The organism is Pseudomonas putida, from assembly GCA_041879295.1.
In the GTDB taxonomy this organism is placed as follows: Bacteria; Pseudomonadota; Gammaproteobacteria; order Pseudomonadales; family Pseudomonadaceae; genus Aquipseudomonas; species Aquipseudomonas putida_Y.
This window is the reverse complement of record CP047152.1, coordinates 4,258,491-4,274,944: the sequence shown is the minus strand read 5'-3', so window position 1 is coordinate 4,274,944 and position 16,454 is coordinate 4,258,491. Positions and strand designations below refer to the sequence as shown.

Genomic DNA, 16,454 nt, shown 5'->3' with positions numbered 1-16,454 from the left:
ATTGTCTGGAATGTGGTTATGGGCGTTTGTTTCGCCCGAATCTACAGGAATTAAAATGAGCGAAAGCTTTGCAGAACTCTTTGAAGAAAGCCTGAAAACCCTCAATCTTCAGCCGGGTGCGATCATCACCGGTATCGTTGTCGACATCGACGGCGACTGGGTTACCGTACACGCTGGCCTGAAGTCCGAGGGCGTCATCCCGCTCGAGCAGTTCTACAACGAAGCTGGCGAGCTGACCATCAAGGTCGGTGACGAAGTTCACGTTGCGCTGGACGCGGTCGAAGACGGCTTTGGCGAAACCAAACTGTCCCGTGAAAAAGCCAAGCGCGCCGAGTGCTGGATTGTTCTGGAAGCAGCTTTCGCCGCCGAAGAAGTGGTCAAGGGCGTTATCAACGGTAAGGTTAAGGGCGGCTTCACTGTCGACGTTAACGGCATCCGTGCGTTCCTGCCGGGCTCCCTGGTTGATGTCCGCCCAGTGCGCGACACCACCCACCTGGAAGGCAAAGAGCTGGAATTCAAGGTCATCAAGCTGGACCAGAAGCGCAACAACGTTGTCGTTTCCCGTCGCAGCGTGCTGGAAGCCGAGAACAGCGCCGAGCGCGAAGCCCTGCTGGAAACCCTGCAGGAAGGCCAGCAAGTCAAAGGTATCGTCAAGAACCTCACCGACTACGGCGCATTCGTGGACCTGGGCGGTATCGACGGCCTGCTGCACATCACCGACATGGCTTGGAAGCGCATCAAGCACCCATCGGAAATCGTTAACGTTGGCGACGAAGTCGACGTACGCGTTCTGAAGTTCGACCGTGAGCGCAACCGCGTTTCGCTGGGTCTGAAGCAGATGGGCGAAGATCCGTGGGTAGCTATCACTGCCCGTTACCCAGAAGGTACTCGCGTACAGGCTCGCGTTACCAACCTGACCGACTACGGCTGCTTCGCTGAGCTGGAAGAAGGCGTTGAAGGTCTGGTACACGTTTCCGAAATGGACTGGACCAACAAGAACATCCACCCGTCGAAAGTCGTTCAGGTTGGCGACGAAGTGGAAGTCATGGTTCTGGACATCGACGAAGAGCGTCGTCGTATCTCCCTGGGCATCAAGCAGTGCAAGTCCAACCCATGGGAAGACTTCTCTGGCCAGTTCAACAAGGGTGACAAGATCACCGGTACCATCAAGTCGATCACCGACTTCGGTATCTTCATTGGTCTGGACGGCGGCATCGACGGCCTGGTTCACCTGTCCGACATCTCCTGGAACGAAACCGGCGAAGAAGCCGTACGTCGTTTCAAGAAGGGCGACGAGCTGGAAACCGTCATCCTGTCGGTCGACCCAGAGCGCGAGCGCATCTCCCTGGGCATCAAGCAGCTGGAAGACGATCCGTTCTCCAACTTCGTTGCTGTCAATGACAAGGGCGCTATCGTCAAGGGCATCGTGAAAGAAGTTGACGCCAAAGGCGCCATCGTCACCCTGGCCGACGACATCGAAGCCACTCTGAAAGCTTCCGAAATCAGCCGTGACCGCGTTGAAGACGCGCGTAACGTTCTGAAGGAAGGCGAAGAGATCGAAGCCAAGATCATCAGCGTTGACCGCAAGTCCCGCGTTATCAGCCTGTCGATCAAATCGAAAGACGACGCTGAAGAGCGCGAAGCTATCCAGAGCCTGAAAAACGCTCCGGAAGCTGCTGCCGACACCACCATGGCTGCGCTGCTGCGCGAAGCAATGGCCAAGCAGAACTGAGTTCTGTTTGATCGGTAAAAAGGGCGACCCTCGGGTCGCCCTTTTTTATGCCTGCAATCAAGCGGCGCGGCGGTTGGCGCCGCTGGACCACGCCAGCTTCAGGCTGGCACAACCCGGTGTGCGGTGGATGACACCGGCATCGCCGGTATTCGCGGGTAAACCCGCGCCTACGCCGATGGCGCCGGACCACGCTAACTTCAGGCTGACACCCCCCATTGTAGGAGCGGGTTCACCCGCGAAGCAGGCGCCACGGTGGATGGCACCGGCATCGCCGGTGTTCGCGGGTAAACCCGCTCCTACACCGAGGGTGCCGGACCACGCTAACTTCAGGCTGACACCCCTCATTGTAGGAGCGGGTTCACCCGCGAATCAGGCGCCACGGTGGATGGCACCGGCATCGCCGGTGTTCGCGGGTAAACCCGCTCCTACACCGAGGGTGCCGGACCACGCTAACTTCAGGCTGGCACCCCCCCCCATTGTAGGAGCGGGTTCACCCGCGAATCAGGCGCCACGGTGGATGGCACCGGCATCGCCGGTGTTCGCGGGTAAGCCCGCTCCTTCACCGAGGGTGCCGGACCACGCTAACTTCAGGCTGCCCCCCATTGGAGCGGGTTCACCCGCGAATCAGGCGCCACGGTGGATGGCACCGGCATCGCCGGTGTTCGCGGGTAAACCCGCGCCTGCGCCGATGGCGCCGGACCACGCTAACTTCAGGCTGACACCCCCCCCATTGTAGGAGCGGGTTCACCTGCGAATCAGGCGCCACGGTGGATGGCACCGGCATCGCCGGTGTTCGCGGGTAAACCCGCGCCTGCGCCGATGGCGCCGGACCACGCTAACTTCAGGCTGGCACCCCCCATTGTAGGAGCGGGTTCACCCGCGAATCAGGCAGCGTTGGCCTGTCTAAGCGGTAGACCATTCTTGAATTACTTCAATCTTGAATTTTTTTATTAAGTCAAGATCCACCCTGTTCAAATCCTTCCCGGCGTGCTACAAACTGGTTAAGCAATGATCTAGCTGCTTGATAACGAAGGGAAAAATATGACGAAGTCGGAGCTGATCGAACGTATTGTCACCCATCAGGGGCTGCTCTCGTCCAAGGACGTGGAGCTGGCCATCAAGACCATGCTTGAGCAGATGTCACAATGCCTGGCTACCGGCGATCGCATCGAGATCCGCGGTTTTGGCAGCTTCTCGCTGCACTATCGCGCCCCACGCGTAGGCCGTAATCCCAAGACCGGCCAGTCGGTCAGCCTCGAAGGCAAGTTCGTGCCGCATTTCAAACCCGGCAAAGAGTTGCGCGACCGGGTCAATGAAGACGAGCATGAAGAGGCCCACACCTGATTTCCAAAGGAGCAATCTGATGCGTAACTTCAAGCGCGCCCTGGCGGCGGTCTTCGTGCTGCTATTGGCGGCTGTGGTGCTGTTCTTCGTGCTGGAGAACCAGCAAACCGTGTCATTGGTCCTGTTTGGTTGGGCTGCACCCGCCATGCCGGTTGCTGTCCTGGTATTGGCCGCTTTGGTCATTGGCTTGGCAGTCGGGCCGTTGCTGGGGGCCTACGGCGTGCAGCGCAGTAAGCGCAAGATCAGGGCGTCTGCCCGTGAGGCGGCACTGAGCGGCAACTAAGGAAATTTCCTACGCCTAATAAAGAAAGGTTCACCTATGCATGCGTCGGTCGTCATGGAGTAATAGTCCACTTCATTTTCGGTCCAGGCGAGTGTGCGCAGCATGGAATATCCCAGCCTTTCCCATCACGGTGGTACCCGCGGCGTCACTGGCTCCTGCCATCAGTTGCACCTTGATCCCACCGTTAGCCTGCTGATCGATTGCGGCCTTGAGCAAGGGAATGAGGCGCCGCCGGATGCGGAGACCGCGGCGCTCGGCTTCGGTATCCAGGGTATTCAGGCACTGGTCATCACCCATGTCCATCTGGACCATGTTGGGCGCATCCCTGCGCTGCTGGCAGCGGGTTACCGTGGTCCGATCCTGTGCAGCGAGCCCTCGGCCCGGCTGCTACCGCTGGTGCTGGAAGACGCCTACAAGCTGAGCATCAGCAGCGAGCCTGCGCAGGTGGCGCGCTATCTCGAATTCATCCGTGACCTCATCGTGCCGCTGCCCTTCGAGCAGTGGCACACGGTGGTCGAGCGACCAGGTCTTGCCTGCCGTATTCGTCTGCAGCGTGCAGGGCATCTGCTGGGTTCCGCTTATGTCGAGTGCGATATACAGCATGAGCAAACCAACAGCCGGTATGTGTTTTCTGGCGACCTGGGCGCTTGCGGCAACCCTCTGCTGCGCCCGGTGCAGCCTCCGGAGCGCGCCGACGTGCTAGTGCTGGAAAGCACCTACGGCGACCGCCTGCACCCACAGGCAGGCGACCGCCGCCAGCGACTGGAAGACGCCATCGACCGAGCCCTCACCGACAAGGGCACCATCCTGATTCCCGCATTCAGTCTTGGTCGTTCCCAGGAGCTGCTGTATGAACTGGAAGATATTCTTCACCGCAAAGCCCTGCTGAACACTACCGGTCCGGCTCCGGACGGGGAGCCGATCGACTGGTCACAGTTGCCCATCATCCTCGATTCGCCCTTGGCTCAGCGCATCACCAGCGTGTACCGGGAGCTACACGAATACTGGAATGCAGAAGCCAGGGCGCGTGTTGCAGCAGGGCGCGATCCACTCGGCTTCAGCCAACTGATCAGTGTGGACACCCATGCCCGCCACCAGCAGGTGGTCAATTACCTCAAGAGCACCGGGCGACCGGCGATCGTGATTGCCGGCAATGGCATGTGTTCGGGTGGGCGCATCGTCAATTACCTCAAGGCCATGCTGGGGGATCCGCGGCATGAGGTGATGTTTGTGGGGTACCAGGCTAAGGGGACGCCGGGGGCGGTGATACAGGCGAGTGAGGGGGCTGAAGGGTTTGTGCAGGTTGACTTGGATGGGCGGATGTATGAGATCAGGGCCAAAGTGCTGACATCGTCCGGCTACTCCGGTCATATGGACCAGCATGGCCTAGTGCGCTATGCCTGCGAAATCGATCCGTTACCCCGGCAAGTGGTGCTGGTGCATGGTGACCAAGGGGCAAAAAGAACGCTTCAGGCGGTACTGCTCGCCCGCTACAGGCAAGCAGGAGGTACCGTTGATGTACGTATCGGCGGAGCTGAAATTATGGCGGATCAGAAATAGCTGGCTCTACAAGGTACTGTTAAGTACCGTGAGGGTCAGTGGGGCGTCACCTGTTCTGCTTCATTCCCAGCGCACGCCAAAAGGCTGATCAAGGCACCTTGATTGGCGTAACAATCTCGGGTAGACATATCCGGTTGGCTCACCGAACCAAAAAAACGGTAGCCAGCGCCTCCGTACAGCATTGAATGCGTGCACGCACCTCCATCAATATCCGAGTCAACTAAATGTTAAAGCGGTTTATCGATATATGCGCTTCATTGTGCGCTCTCATACTGCTCTCTCCTGTTATGGCTATAGTCGCATGGAACATTCGAAAGAAGCTCGGATCGCCAGTGCTGTTCCGCCAGGTTCGCCCCGGTCGTGATGGCAAGCCCTTTGAAATGATCAAGTTTCGAACCATGCGCGACGCCGTAGGCGGCGATGGCCATCCGCTTGCCGATGCCGAGCGAATGACGCCCTTTGGCAGTTTTTTACGCGCAAGCAGCTTGGATGAGCTGCCAGAGCTGTGGAACGTATTGAAGGGCGACATGAGTTTGGTGGGGCCGCGCCCCTTATTGATGGAGTACCTTCCGCTGTATAGCCAGGAGCAGAGCCGCCGGCACGAAGTCCGCCCGGGGGTGACGGGGTGGGCCCAGGTTAACGGCCGTAATGCGTTGAGCTGGGATGAGAAGTTCAAGCTCGATGTATGGTATGTCGACAACCAGAGTTTTCTGCTCGATCTCAAGATCCTGTTCATGACGATAAAAAAGGTGGTTGTAAAAGAAGGCATCAGCGCCGAAGGCAATGTCACTATGTCCAAGTTCACAGGCAACAAACGGTGAAGAGGTTGGCCGTGTTGGGTGCCAGCGGGCATGGCAAGGTCGTAGCCGATACCGCGCAGTGTTGTGGCTGGGATCAGGTCGATTTCTTTGACGATGCCTGGCCAGGCCGAGCCTACAATGGCGGTTGGCGCGTGGTCGGTGACTCGGCGGCGTTGCACGCCCGGGTTGGGCAGTACGAGGGTGTGATCGTTGCCATTGGCAACAATGCAGTTCGACACGCCAAGCTCGAGGCGTTGGGGAGCCTCGGAGCAACGCTGGTGTCATTGGTTCACCCCATGGCCTGTGTCAGCCGATATGCGATCATCGGTGTCGGTTCTGTGGTTTTCGCCGGCGTTGTGGTAAACGCCGATGCGAGGGTTGGTTCTGGTGCAATCCTCAATACAGGTTGTAGCGTTGACCATGACTGTGTGCTTGGTAGCGCTGTTCATGTCAGTCCCGGTGCCAGGCTGGCCGGTGCAGTCAGGGTGGGCGATCGCAGTTGGGTCGGTATCGGGGCCTGTGTCCGGCAACTGATCAGCCTGGGCAGTGACGTGGTGGTTGGTGCCGGCGCAGCAGTGGTAAGTGATGTGCCGGATGGGCTGTGCGTGGTGGGCGTGCCTGCAAAAACCCTTCCTACCAGGTGAGCTGAAATCGACTATCCTGAGCGCATGGCTCAATGGACTGTAAGCGTTTGATTTTAAGAATTTTCATTTTGCAATTGGTGGGTGTGAACTGTGCTGAACTCTCCTTTTTCTCCCTGGCCGTCTTTTACCGAAGAAGAAGCCAACGCGGTACGTGACGTCATTCTGTCCAATAAGGTCAACTACTGGACAGGGCAGGAATGCCGCGAATTCGAGAAGGAGTTTGCCGCCTGGAGTGGTTGTGCTCATGCAATTGCGTTGTCCAACGGCACAGTTGCCCTCGATCTCGCGTTCAAGGCATTGGGCATCGGTGCAGGCGATGAGGTGATTGTCACTTCGCGAACCTTCTTGGCTTCGGTTTCTAGCATCGTCAATACCGGGGCCACGCCTGTTTTTGCCGATGTCGATCTTGATTCCCAGAACATCACGGCACAGACCATCCAGGCTGTGCTCACCCCCCGTACTCGCGCAATCGTCTGTGTTCACCTGGCAGGCTGGCCCTGCGACATGGATCCGATCATGGCGCTAGCTGAACAGCACGACCTGAAGGTCATCGAAGACTGCGCCCAAGCCCATGGTGCCCGGTACAAAGGGCGTCCGGTTGGGTCCATCGGGCATGTTGGAGCATGGTCGTTCTGTCAGGACAAGATCATGACCACCGGTGGCGAAGGCGGAATGGTCACCACCAATGATCGCGGCTTGTGGTCGGCCATGTGGTCGTACAAGGATCATGGTAAGAGCTGGGAGGCAGTATACGAACGCCAGCACGCTCCGGGTTTTCGCTGGGTGCATGAGAGCTTCGGCACCAACTGGCGAATGATGGAGGTGCAGGGCGTGCTGGGGCGCATTCAACTGCGCAGAATGGAGCAATGGCAAGAAACGCGGTTGGCCAACGCCCGTAGAATCTGGGATGTGGCTAGCCAGCAAGCCGCCTTGCGTGTGCCCGCCATTGCCCAGGATTGCGTGCATGCCGCCTACAAGTGTTACGTATTTGTCGAGCCTGAGGCATTGAAGCCCGGTTGGACACGCGACCGGGTGCTCAATGAGATCGTGGCCCGCGGCGTCCCATGTTTCTCGGGCTCGTGCTCTGAGGTGTATCTGGAAAAGGCCTTTGACGCCACCTCATGGCGCCCTGCATCGCGTCTTCCGGCAGCCATGCAACTGGGAGAAACCAGCTTGATGTTCATGGTGCATCCGACATTGACCAGTATCGAGATCGACAAGACCTGTCAGGTCTTGCGTGAGGTCATGCAGGAAGCTCAAGGCGTGTGAAATTCCGGGGCTCGCGTCCGGTTCTGCCTACCTGGCGCGACCAGGTTGCGCTGTGCGGACGCACGGCTGGAAACGCCAGACCGCCAAAAAAGACTAATGAAGAACGTCTTATAATAGAGGCCGAACTGCATTCATACGGTTCGCAAAGGTCCAGGGTTTAGAGGGAGTTATGGATAGAGCACGAGCATTATTGCTAGGGCTATCGCGTAGGAAAAAGCGACTGATCCAGGTTGTTTCCGACGTTCTGCTTATTTGGCTGGCGTTGTGGGTGGCGTTCGTGGTGCGCCTGGGTATCGAAGAGGCTATCAACCCTCTGGAGGAACACCGCTGGCTTTTCATCTGTGCTCCCATCGTGTCAGTTCCCCTGTTTGTCCGTTGCGGTTTGTACCGAGCGGTGATGCGTTATTTTGGAAATGACGCACTGATTGCCATCATCAAGGCTGTCAGCCTTTCGGCGTTGGTGCTGGCGGTTATTGTCTATGCCTTTGGCAATCATCAGGCCGTCGTCCCGCGTTCGGTCATTTTCAATTACTGGTGGCTGAGTCTGATCATGATCGGGGGGGTGCGCTTGGCTATGCGCCAGTACTTCCTGGGTGATTGGTACGCCGCTGTTCAGCATGTGCCATTTGGCAATCGCAGTAGTGGTCTGCCCAAGGTTGCCATCTATGGCGCTGGTTCGGCTGGTAATCAGCTGGTGGTTGCGTTGCGTATGGGGCGGCAGATGCGCCCGGTGGCCTTCATTGATGATGATCGCAGCCTTGCCGGCAGGGTCATCGCGGGTTTGCAGGTCTATACTCCAAAGCACATCCAGCAACTCATCGATTCGACCGGCGCGCAGGAAATTCTGTTGGCCGTTCCTTCTGCCACCCGGGGCAGGCGTCGTGAAATCCTGAATTACCTCGAATCGTTCCCTTTGCACGTGCGCACTGTGCCGGGCTTCATGGACTTGGCCAGCGGGCGAGTGAAGGTTGACGATATTCAGGAAGTGGATATTGCCGACTTGCTGGGACGTGATCCGGTCCCTGCGCAAAAAGACCTGTTCTCTCGCTGTATTGAAGGGCAGTGCGTCATGGTGACGGGGGCGGGGGGGTCCATCGGCTCGGAGTTGTGTCGGCAGATACTGGGAGCAAAGCCCAAAACCTTGATTCTGTTCGAGCACAGTGAGTTCAACCTCTACAGCATCCACTCGGAACTTGAACAGCGTGTCAACTGCGAATCGCTGTCGGTGAATGTGTTACCGATACTGGGGTCGATACGCAATGAGGCGAAGTCACTGGAGGTGATGAAAGCCTGGAAGGTCGACACCGTCTATCATGCGGCCGCCTACAAGCATGTGCCCATGGTCGAGCACAATATTGCAGAGGGCGTACTCAACAATGTCATGGGTACACTCAATACGGCCCAGGCGGCCCTGCAGGCAGGGGTGTCCAATTTCGTCCTGATCTCGACGGACAAAGCGGTACGTCCGACCAACGTCATGGGCAGCACCAAGCGCTTGGCCGAAATGACGTTGCAGGCGCTAAGCCGTGAGGCAGCGCCGGTGCTTTGGGGGGATGTTGATAACGTGTCCCAGGTAAACAAGACACGCTTTACCATGGTGCGCTTTGGTAATGTGCTGGGCTCGTCAGGATCGGTGATTCCGCTGTTCCATAAACAGATCAAGTCGGGTGGCCCGTTGACGGTTACCCATCCGAACATCACGCGCTACTTCATGACCATTCCTGAGGCCGCGCAACTGGTGATTCAGGCCGGCTCGATGGGACGCGGCGGCGACGTTTTCGTGCTTGATATGGGCGAACCAGTGAAAATTGCCGAGCTGGCGGAAAAAATGATCCACCTTTCCGGGCTAAGCGTGCGTTCCGAGCGCAACCCGCATGGCGATGTTGCCATCAAATACACAGGGTTGCGCCCAGGTGAAAAACTGTACGAAGAGTTGTTGATTGGTGATGGCGTGATTGCCACCTCCCATCCCATGATCATGAGCGCCCATGAGGACTTCCTGCCTTGGGAGGTGCTCAAAGCAAGACTTAGCGAACTGGTCGTTGCGGTTGAGCAGGATGACTATGCACGTGTGCGCCAGCTGCTGCGTGATTCTGTCAGTGGATATAAGCCCGATGGCGAGATTGTGGACTGGTTCTACCAGCAGCATCGGCTGGATCCGTGAGCGCGCCTGCCCGTTGAGGCCATTGGAAGCGTTACGCTATTCCAAAGGCCTCGACAGGAATAAGCCGGCTGGCCAGCTCCTTTGCTGATATCGATATTCGAAACGGAACTGAATTTACGCCTTGAGGCCTATGACATACTCGGGCGCGATGTTCATGGCGAAAGCGCCCCCCGATAGTTGGTCGTCCCGCTTGTCGTTGATGAAAGGATCTGTTCTCCAATGCACAAAAGTAGTGTTGTACCTGTAATTGCGGCACTGGTCGCATTTCTGTCGGTTTCAACCATGCTGCGTTTCCCCGGGTTGCCGGTGGGCATAGGGGAAGTCATCGTGGTGCTGGCGGCCTGTGTCTTCATCAGGCGCGGGAACTTCCTGCAGAACCTCAAGCATCCCTTGATGCTGTTCTGGTTCGCGTTCATTGCCACGGCCATCGTCGGCTATCTGGTGAGGAAGGTGCAGGGTGAAGGTACGATCCACACTTCGATAGCCTATATCTATGCAGCGGGCTTTACCCTGATAGTGCTGGCTTACGTCGGTGATCTGGACAAGCTTGGGTTCCAGCGGTTCATTCGGGCCATGGGGACGATTCCCGTGCTGCTGCTGGCCATTCCGCTGTTCATCTTCCTGATTGGCAGTGTCTGGCTTTCTGACATGTTGGAGATCAATACGACGTTCTATCCATCGCGGGTGGCGGCGTGGTCAACCAATCCTAACCAACTGGCGTTGTTCCTGTTACCGGTGCCGATCTGGCTGGCGGCTATCTATCAGAATACCCAGTGGCAGGGTTTGCGGCTGTTCAAGAAGTTCTTCTTCTTGTGGTTCTTCTTCTTTTTGGGCTTCTGCGTAAGGAGCGACGCATTGCTGTTGGCGTGGTGCATCGGCTTACCGTTGCTCACGGGCATGGCCTGGTGGTGGCTGGGGCGTATGAACTGGAAGTTTTTTGCCACCATGCTTGCAGCGTTTGTGCTTGCATTTGGCTCTTTCAAGTTTTTCTTCGATGGCCCAGGCCAACAACTTTTCCAGGGGATGAGGGCGGATATGGTCGAGCGTCTGGCATCGCACGAGCCAGAGAAGACTGACGACGGAAAGGACGGCAAGCGTTCCGCCCTATATGCCATTTTGGAGCGTGCCAAGGCGCTTGCGCCGCAAACGGCTGGAGATACCGAGCACCCACTCAATCCTGGCCAGCCCACATTCGGGCGTTCCGATTCTGCGCTGGGCATAGGCATGGACCCTAACAAGGCCGGCGTGCGTAAAACCCTGTGGATTCATGCTCTGGAAGTGTGGAAGCTATCGCCGATCGTGGGCCATGGGCCCGGCGCATTCTCCTACTTGGATTCGCCTGAGCAAAGGCAGGAGGCGCACAACCTGTTGCTGGACATGCTGACACAGGTGGGGGTTGTGGGGGTCCTGTTGTTTGCTGCCTTGTATCTCTGGTTGATGGCCGGCGCCATCAAGGCGCGCGACCCCTACTCGATTACATTGCTGGTGATTCTGATGGTGTTCTCTGGCGCCCACTTCATGCTCCGCCAGCCGGTGTTTACGCTTTACATGGTCATGTGTGCGGTAATCATCCGTAATCGACTGTTCGGGCTCGAGCGGAGTGGTCTGGGCAAAGTGGATGAAATGCGTCCTTTGCACTGAGCGCACGAGAGTAGAAGCAGAATCGCAACTTATCGGCAAGCGCGATACACCTGCCGTTGCCTCAGTCAGGCCTGACCTGGCCTGCGCGCTAACAGGTGAACGCAGATATGGCAGGTAAGCACGATTGCCGCATACACCAGCAGGAAGGGGATGATGCTGTAAAGCCCTGTGCGAGGCAGTAGCATGAGCTTTACAAAAACCATCACGTGGGCGCCAAAAAACAGTGGGTGGGTGGCGTTGACCAGCCTGGCCAGCAGGGCACCGAAACCGGCCGCGGCAACCAGGTAGGCACCTGGCACCCACAGGGTATAGGCATAAAAGTCTGCGAACAGCGACCAGCCCATGCCAAACCCTTTCTGGTAGGCATCGCCAGCAAGCGCCATTTTTGAAAGGTATTGCCCGAAGTACAGTTGATCGAGCGGAATGCTGGTGCCACAGAGCGCGGCCAGCGCCGGAGTTATCGGGAACACACCATGCAAATAAGCGAGGGCGGGGTAGTGGTCGATCTGCAGGGCCGAGTGGACGTACAGAGCGGTCAGCCCTTGGTTGTCAATGAACCAGGGTAGGAGCATCACTGTGCGTTCGCCAAAGTCGATACCACGATTCCCCATCGCAGCCAGGACAACGATGCCGCCCAGCAACAGTGGGATCGCCAGCAAGGCAAGGCGATCGATACGCCGTACTTTGATGTGGAACAGCCAGACGCATAGCAGGGCGAAGCCCATGATTCCGCCACGAACACCCAATTGCAGGTTGGCGGTGTAGTAGATAGCCAGCAATCCTAGAATGCACCAGCCCAGGCGCTTGCTTTGCGAAGCGAAGGCCAGGCCCAGCGCCAATAGCAGGCCATACTGCGCAGCCGTGCTACCGCGGGTGGTGAAATCGGTTGAAGCAGAGTCATACAACGAGATGTAGCCACTGCCATGAACGGCACGGTAAGCGTCCGGAAAGCTGATCATGAACGCCAGTGCGGAAACCGCAGCCAATGCGAGGGCCGGGATGCGCAAGTACGTGGTCCACTGCATGTCCTGGCTATCGGCGTTCCTTGACGGCTTTTTCCATAGGCTGACCATATACCCTGCATGCATGGCGAGCAGGCATGACACAAGGTAGAGCGTCAGCCGAAGGCCCTCATATGCCGTGAGTTCGATGGAGACGAAATCCGGCCGGTGCACGGCGAAGAAATTGTTCTCCATCTTCAGCATTGCCACGTCAAAACCCATGGCATAAGCGATGTAGCGGCCACCAATGAATAGGGACGCGCAGCCAAGGAAGAGGATGTAGCTGTGCAGGATCGTGTGGTGAACCAAGGCGCTGGAGAGGATCATGAAGGTCAGCACCCCGGCCATGCCTATAGTTGCCCAGGCCTGCGCCTGTTGCAGCGTTACAGACTCAGGAGGGATCAGCCAAATGCAGAAGAAGATCGACACCAGTACCACAGCGACAAGGGCGACATTGCGCGGATTGGAAACTGCATCGAATACATGGCGTTTGCTGAACATACGGATCACGATCCCACGTTAGTGGCGTTTCCTTGTTGGCCAGTCGGCCCCCTTTTTGTCAGTTACTCAGCTTCATTGCCTCTATCATGGCCATATTCACACGATGAACATCGTATTTTCCCTCGGCCAGTGCCCGGCTCGTGCGCCCCATGTGTTCACGTAGCTCGGCTGACTCGGCCAGGCGTAGCATGGCCTGGGCCAGTTCAGTCGAGTTTCGTGGGGCAACCAGGAAACCGTTGACGCCGTTCTGCACGGTTTCGCGGCACCCAGGCGCGTCGGTGGTGATGACTGCCCGCCCGCATGACATGGCTTCAAGTACTGAACGTGGCGTGCCTTCGCGGTACGATGGCAATACGAACACGCTGCAGGCGGCTAGGTAGGGCTTCACATCGCTGACAGCGCCGTGATACTGAACGATGCCTTCTCTCACCCAGCCTTCTACAACGTCTGCGTTGATACCTGACGGGTTCGAGTCCAGCGGGCCGACCAGGTGTATTTCGGCGTCAGGGTGTTGGGCCTTGAGCGTGCGGGCCGCCTCGACGTATTCGAGCACGCCCTTGTCCTTGAGCAACCGGCCCACGAAAAGAAAGCGCGGCTGGGGCGGCAGTGGGGCCAGCGGGTAGCGTTGCGTGTCGACGCCCGAGCCGTTGACGACCCAGGTGGGAAGCGCAGGCCTAACCAGCCGTTGTTCCTTGAATAACTGTTGATCGTCCGGGTTCTGGAAGAAAAGGCCATGAGCGAAGCGCAAGCCAAACCGATACAACCCGGAGGCGATACGGTTGATCAGCTTGCGCTTGAAGCTCGAGTCTACATCGGTGAAGGCGTAGCCCAACCCGGTAATCAGCGCATAGCGATGCTTGACACCGGCCAGAGCCGCAGCAGGCAAGCCATATACTACCGGCTTGATCGTGTAGGCAAGTACCACTTCAGCCTTGACAGCGCGTAGGCACTGGCTGACTTGCAACATGTACTTCAGGTCGGCGAGCGGGTTCAAGCCTGCGCGGGACATGGGGACCACATGGTACCCGACGCCTTTTTCGGCAAGGCGTTGGCGAACAGAATCATCATCTTCGGGGCCAATGGCCACCACTTCGTGGCCATTGGCGCGCAGTGCGTCCAGTAGGTCCCCGCGAAACCGAATCAGCGATTCGGCATGCCCGGCAATGACGGCGATTTTAGACATATTTCCCTACATGGGTAATGTAATAGGCGGCGCAATCCTGCAGGCCTTCGGCAATCCGATGTGTCGGTGCGTACCCCAGCAAGGATTGCGCCTTGCTGATGTCTGCTTGCGAGTGGCGCACGTCGGCGGCCCTGAAGTCTCGATAGACAGGGGCCACGTCCTTGAGTTCCGGCTTGCAGGTAGCGGCCAGCCCGCGGACATGCTCGAACAGCTCGTTCAGTGTCGTACGGTCACCCACGGCCACGTTATAGACCTGGTTGTATGCTTCGGCGTTCTCGGTGGTCGCTGCCAGCAAGTTAGCCTGCACGGCATTGGCCACAAAGCAGAAGTCCCGGCTGGTTTCCCCGTCGCCGTTGATATGGATGGGTTCGTCGCGCAGCAATGCGCCGAACCACTTGGGAATGACTGCCGCATAGGCGCCGTCGGGGTCCTGCCGTGGGCCGAACACGTTGAAGTAGCGCAGGCCGATGGTCTGCAGGCCGTAGCAGCGAGCAAACACATCGGCGTATAGCTCGTTTACATACTTGGTAACTGCATAGGGCGACAGCGGTTTGCCAATACGGTCTTCGATCTTGGGCAGACCCGGGTGGTCGCCGTAGGTCGAGCTGGACGCCGCATAGACGAAACGCTTGACGCCTGCATCGCGGCTGGCCACGAGCATGTTCAGGAACCCGTCGATGTTGGTGCTGTTGGTGCGGATCGGGTCTTCGAGTGAGCGTGGCACGCTACCCAGTGCCGCTTGGTGCAGTACATGGTCGACTCCGCCTGCCAGGGCGAGCTGGCAGTCTTCGAGCTTGCGAATGTCGCCCCGCACAAATTTGAACCGTGCCCAGGCAGAGGCTGGTACAGCTTGCTGGACCAGGTCCAGGTTCTTTTGGTGGCCGGTTTCGAAGTTGTCCAGGCCAACAACGTTCTGATCCAGGCGCAGCAGCGTTTCGAGCAGGTTCGATCCGATGAAACCGGCAACGCCAGTCACCAGCCAGGTACGCGGTGCCGCAGCCAGTTCGCCGAGCAGTGTTTGGTAGGTGTTCATGTCATTCTCCATCACAGGCGCCAGAACCGTGCGCCAGCCTGTTCCAGGGCCGGGCCGTCGCAAACCCCTTTGACGTCGATGACGACGGGGGCGTTGTGCATCAGTTTCAGGTATTGCTCGGGCGTCCAGCGGGCGTACGCTTCGTGGGCAACCGCGACGACCACTGCGGCGGCGGGCTTGAGTTGGTTCAGACCCAGCAGGGTAACGCCATACTCGTGTTCGGCTTCTTCGGCGGCGGCCTCGGGGTCGAACACCTGGACCTTGACGCCGAAGTCCTCGAGCTCGCGGATGATATCGATGACGCGCGAGTTACGCAGGTCCGGACAGTTCTCCTTGAAAGTCAGGCCCAGCAGGGTGACCACGGAGCCTGCAATCGGGTGACCGGCATGGATCATCTGCTTGATCGTCTGCTGTGCAATGAAGGCGCCCATGCTGTCGTTGATGCGCCGTCCAGCCAGAATGACCTGCGGGATGTAGCCGAGCTTTTCAGCCTTATGCGTGAGGTAGTAAGGGTCGACACCAATGCAGTGTCCACCTACCAGGCCGGGTTTGAACTTCAGGAAGTTCCACTTGGTACCGGCGGCTTCCAGAACATCGAGGGTATCGATGCCCATGCGATCGAAGATCAGTGCTAGCTCGTTCATCAGAGCGATGTTCAGGTCGCGCTGGGTGTTCTCGATGACCTTGGCGGCTTCGGCAACCTTGATGGATGCGGCCTTGTGCACTCCGGCAGTGACAACCGAGGCATACACGTCGGCTACGATCTCGAGGGTGGCGGCGTCTTGCCCCGATACCACCTTCTTGATCTTGGTGAACGTGTGCTCCTTGTCGCCGGGGTTGATGCGTTCGGGGCTGTAACCCACGGTAAAGTCTGTGCCGCAGGCAAGGCCGGAAATGCGTTCGAGAATGGGGACGCAGATTTCCTCGGTCACCCCGGGGTAAACGGTGGATTCGTAAACGACGATATCGCCCTTCTTCAGCGCCTTCGCAACGGTTTCCGAGGCCTTTACCACCGGTGTGAGGTCGGGCTGGTGCGCGTCGTCAATGGGCGTGGGGACTGCAACGATATGAAAATCTGCCTTGGCCAAGACATCGGTCTTGCTGGTGAATTCGATCTGCGTCTGGGCGAGTTCTTCGTTGCTGACTTCATTGGTGCGGTCATGGCCGGCGCGAAGTTCCTGCAAGCGGCCTTCGTTGATATCGAAGCCGATGACAGCCCCATGCTTGCCAAACGCTACGGCCACGGGCAAGCCTACATAGCCAAGCCCGACCACTGATACCTTTCTTGGATACATCGAA

The 16,454-nt window shown here is 58.1% G+C and carries 13 protein-coding genes; 9 read left to right on the top strand and 4 right to left on the bottom strand.

The annotated features are described in order from the left end of the window. The first annotated feature begins 55 nt into the window (after positions 1-55). From rpsA to GST84_19555, 9 genes are all read left to right on the top strand, one after another. The gene (rpsA, locus tag GST84_19595) at positions 56-1,732 is read left to right on the top strand and encodes a 30S ribosomal protein S1 (protein XGB14405.1); all 1,677 of its coding nucleotides are present in this window, start codon (positions 56-58) and stop codon (positions 1,730-1,732) included. 1,041 nt (positions 1,733-2,773) lie between these two features. Beyond that, a complete protein-coding gene (gene ihfB / locus GST84_19590) occupies positions 2,774-3,076 on the top strand; it encodes an integration host factor subunit beta (protein ID XGB14404.1) in 303 nt (100 codons plus the stop codon). Positions 3,077-3,095: 19 nt separating this feature from the next. After that, complete coding sequence (locus tag GST84_19585; protein XGB14403.1) at positions 3,096-3,359, top strand: DUF1049 domain-containing protein; 264 nt, start codon at positions 3,096-3,098, stop codon at positions 3,357-3,359. A 102-nt stretch (positions 3,360-3,461) separates the two neighbouring features. Beyond that, the gene (locus GST84_19580) at positions 3,462-4,919 is read left to right on the top strand and encodes an MBL fold metallo-hydrolase (protein ID XGB14402.1); all 1,458 of its coding nucleotides are present in this window, start codon (positions 3,462-3,464) and stop codon (positions 4,917-4,919) included. A gap of 224 nt (positions 4,920-5,143) precedes the next feature. Beyond that, entirely contained in the window at positions 5,144-5,740 is a 597-nt protein-coding gene (locus GST84_19575; GenBank protein ID XGB14401.1) for a sugar transferase, read from the top strand. Then, the gene (locus GST84_19570) at positions 5,737-6,363 is read left to right on the top strand and encodes an acetyltransferase (protein XGB14400.1); all 627 of its coding nucleotides are present in this window, start codon (positions 5,737-5,739) and stop codon (positions 6,361-6,363) included. The genes GST84_19575 and GST84_19570 overlap by 4 nt, the downstream gene beginning before the upstream one ends. Before the next feature lie 90 nt (positions 6,364-6,453). Next, positions 6,454-7,632 carry an aminotransferase gene (locus tag GST84_19565; protein ID XGB14399.1) on the top strand — a complete coding sequence of 393 codons (1,179 nt, stop codon included), beginning with the start codon at positions 6,454-6,456 and terminating at the stop codon, positions 7,630-7,632. Positions 7,633-7,801: 169 nt separating this feature from the next. Further along, on the top strand, positions 7,802-9,796 hold the full coding sequence (locus tag GST84_19560; GenBank protein ID XGB14398.1) for a polysaccharide biosynthesis protein: 1,995 nt from the start codon (positions 7,802-7,804) through the stop codon (positions 9,794-9,796). A 219-nt stretch (positions 9,797-10,015) separates the two neighbouring features. Continuing rightward, positions 10,016-11,437, top strand: coding sequence for a hypothetical protein (locus GST84_19555; protein XGB14397.1), 1,422 nt, complete (start codon positions 10,016-10,018; stop codon positions 11,435-11,437). Between the two features lie 65 nt (positions 11,438-11,502). Here GST84_19555 and GST84_19550 read toward each other — a convergent pair whose 3' ends face one another. Genes GST84_19550 through GST84_19535 form a run of 4 tightly spaced genes read right to left on the bottom strand, consistent with a single transcriptional unit; the run spans position 11,503 to position 16,450 of the window. Then, the gene (locus GST84_19550; GenBank protein XGB14396.1) at positions 11,503-12,948 is read right to left on the bottom strand and encodes an O-antigen polysaccharide polymerase Wzy; all 1,446 of its coding nucleotides are present in this window, start codon (positions 12,946-12,948) and stop codon (positions 11,503-11,505) included. Between the two features lie 49 nt (positions 12,949-12,997). Then, positions 12,998-14,122, bottom strand: a complete 1,125-nt coding sequence (locus tag GST84_19545; GenBank protein XGB14395.1) for a glycosyltransferase — start codon at positions 14,120-14,122, stop codon at positions 12,998-13,000. After that, positions 14,115-15,155, bottom strand: a complete 1,041-nt coding sequence (tviC, locus tag GST84_19540; GenBank protein ID XGB14394.1) for a Vi polysaccharide biosynthesis UDP-N-acetylglucosaminuronic acid C-4 epimerase TviC — start codon at positions 15,153-15,155, stop codon at positions 14,115-14,117. Before tviC ends, GST84_19545 begins: the two co-directional genes overlap by 8 nt. A gap of 11 nt (positions 15,156-15,166) precedes the next feature. Further along, complete coding sequence (locus GST84_19535; protein ID XGB14393.1) at positions 15,167-16,450, bottom strand: nucleotide sugar dehydrogenase; 1,284 nt, start codon at positions 16,448-16,450, stop codon at positions 15,167-15,169. Positions 16,451-16,454: the final 4 nt, after the last annotated feature.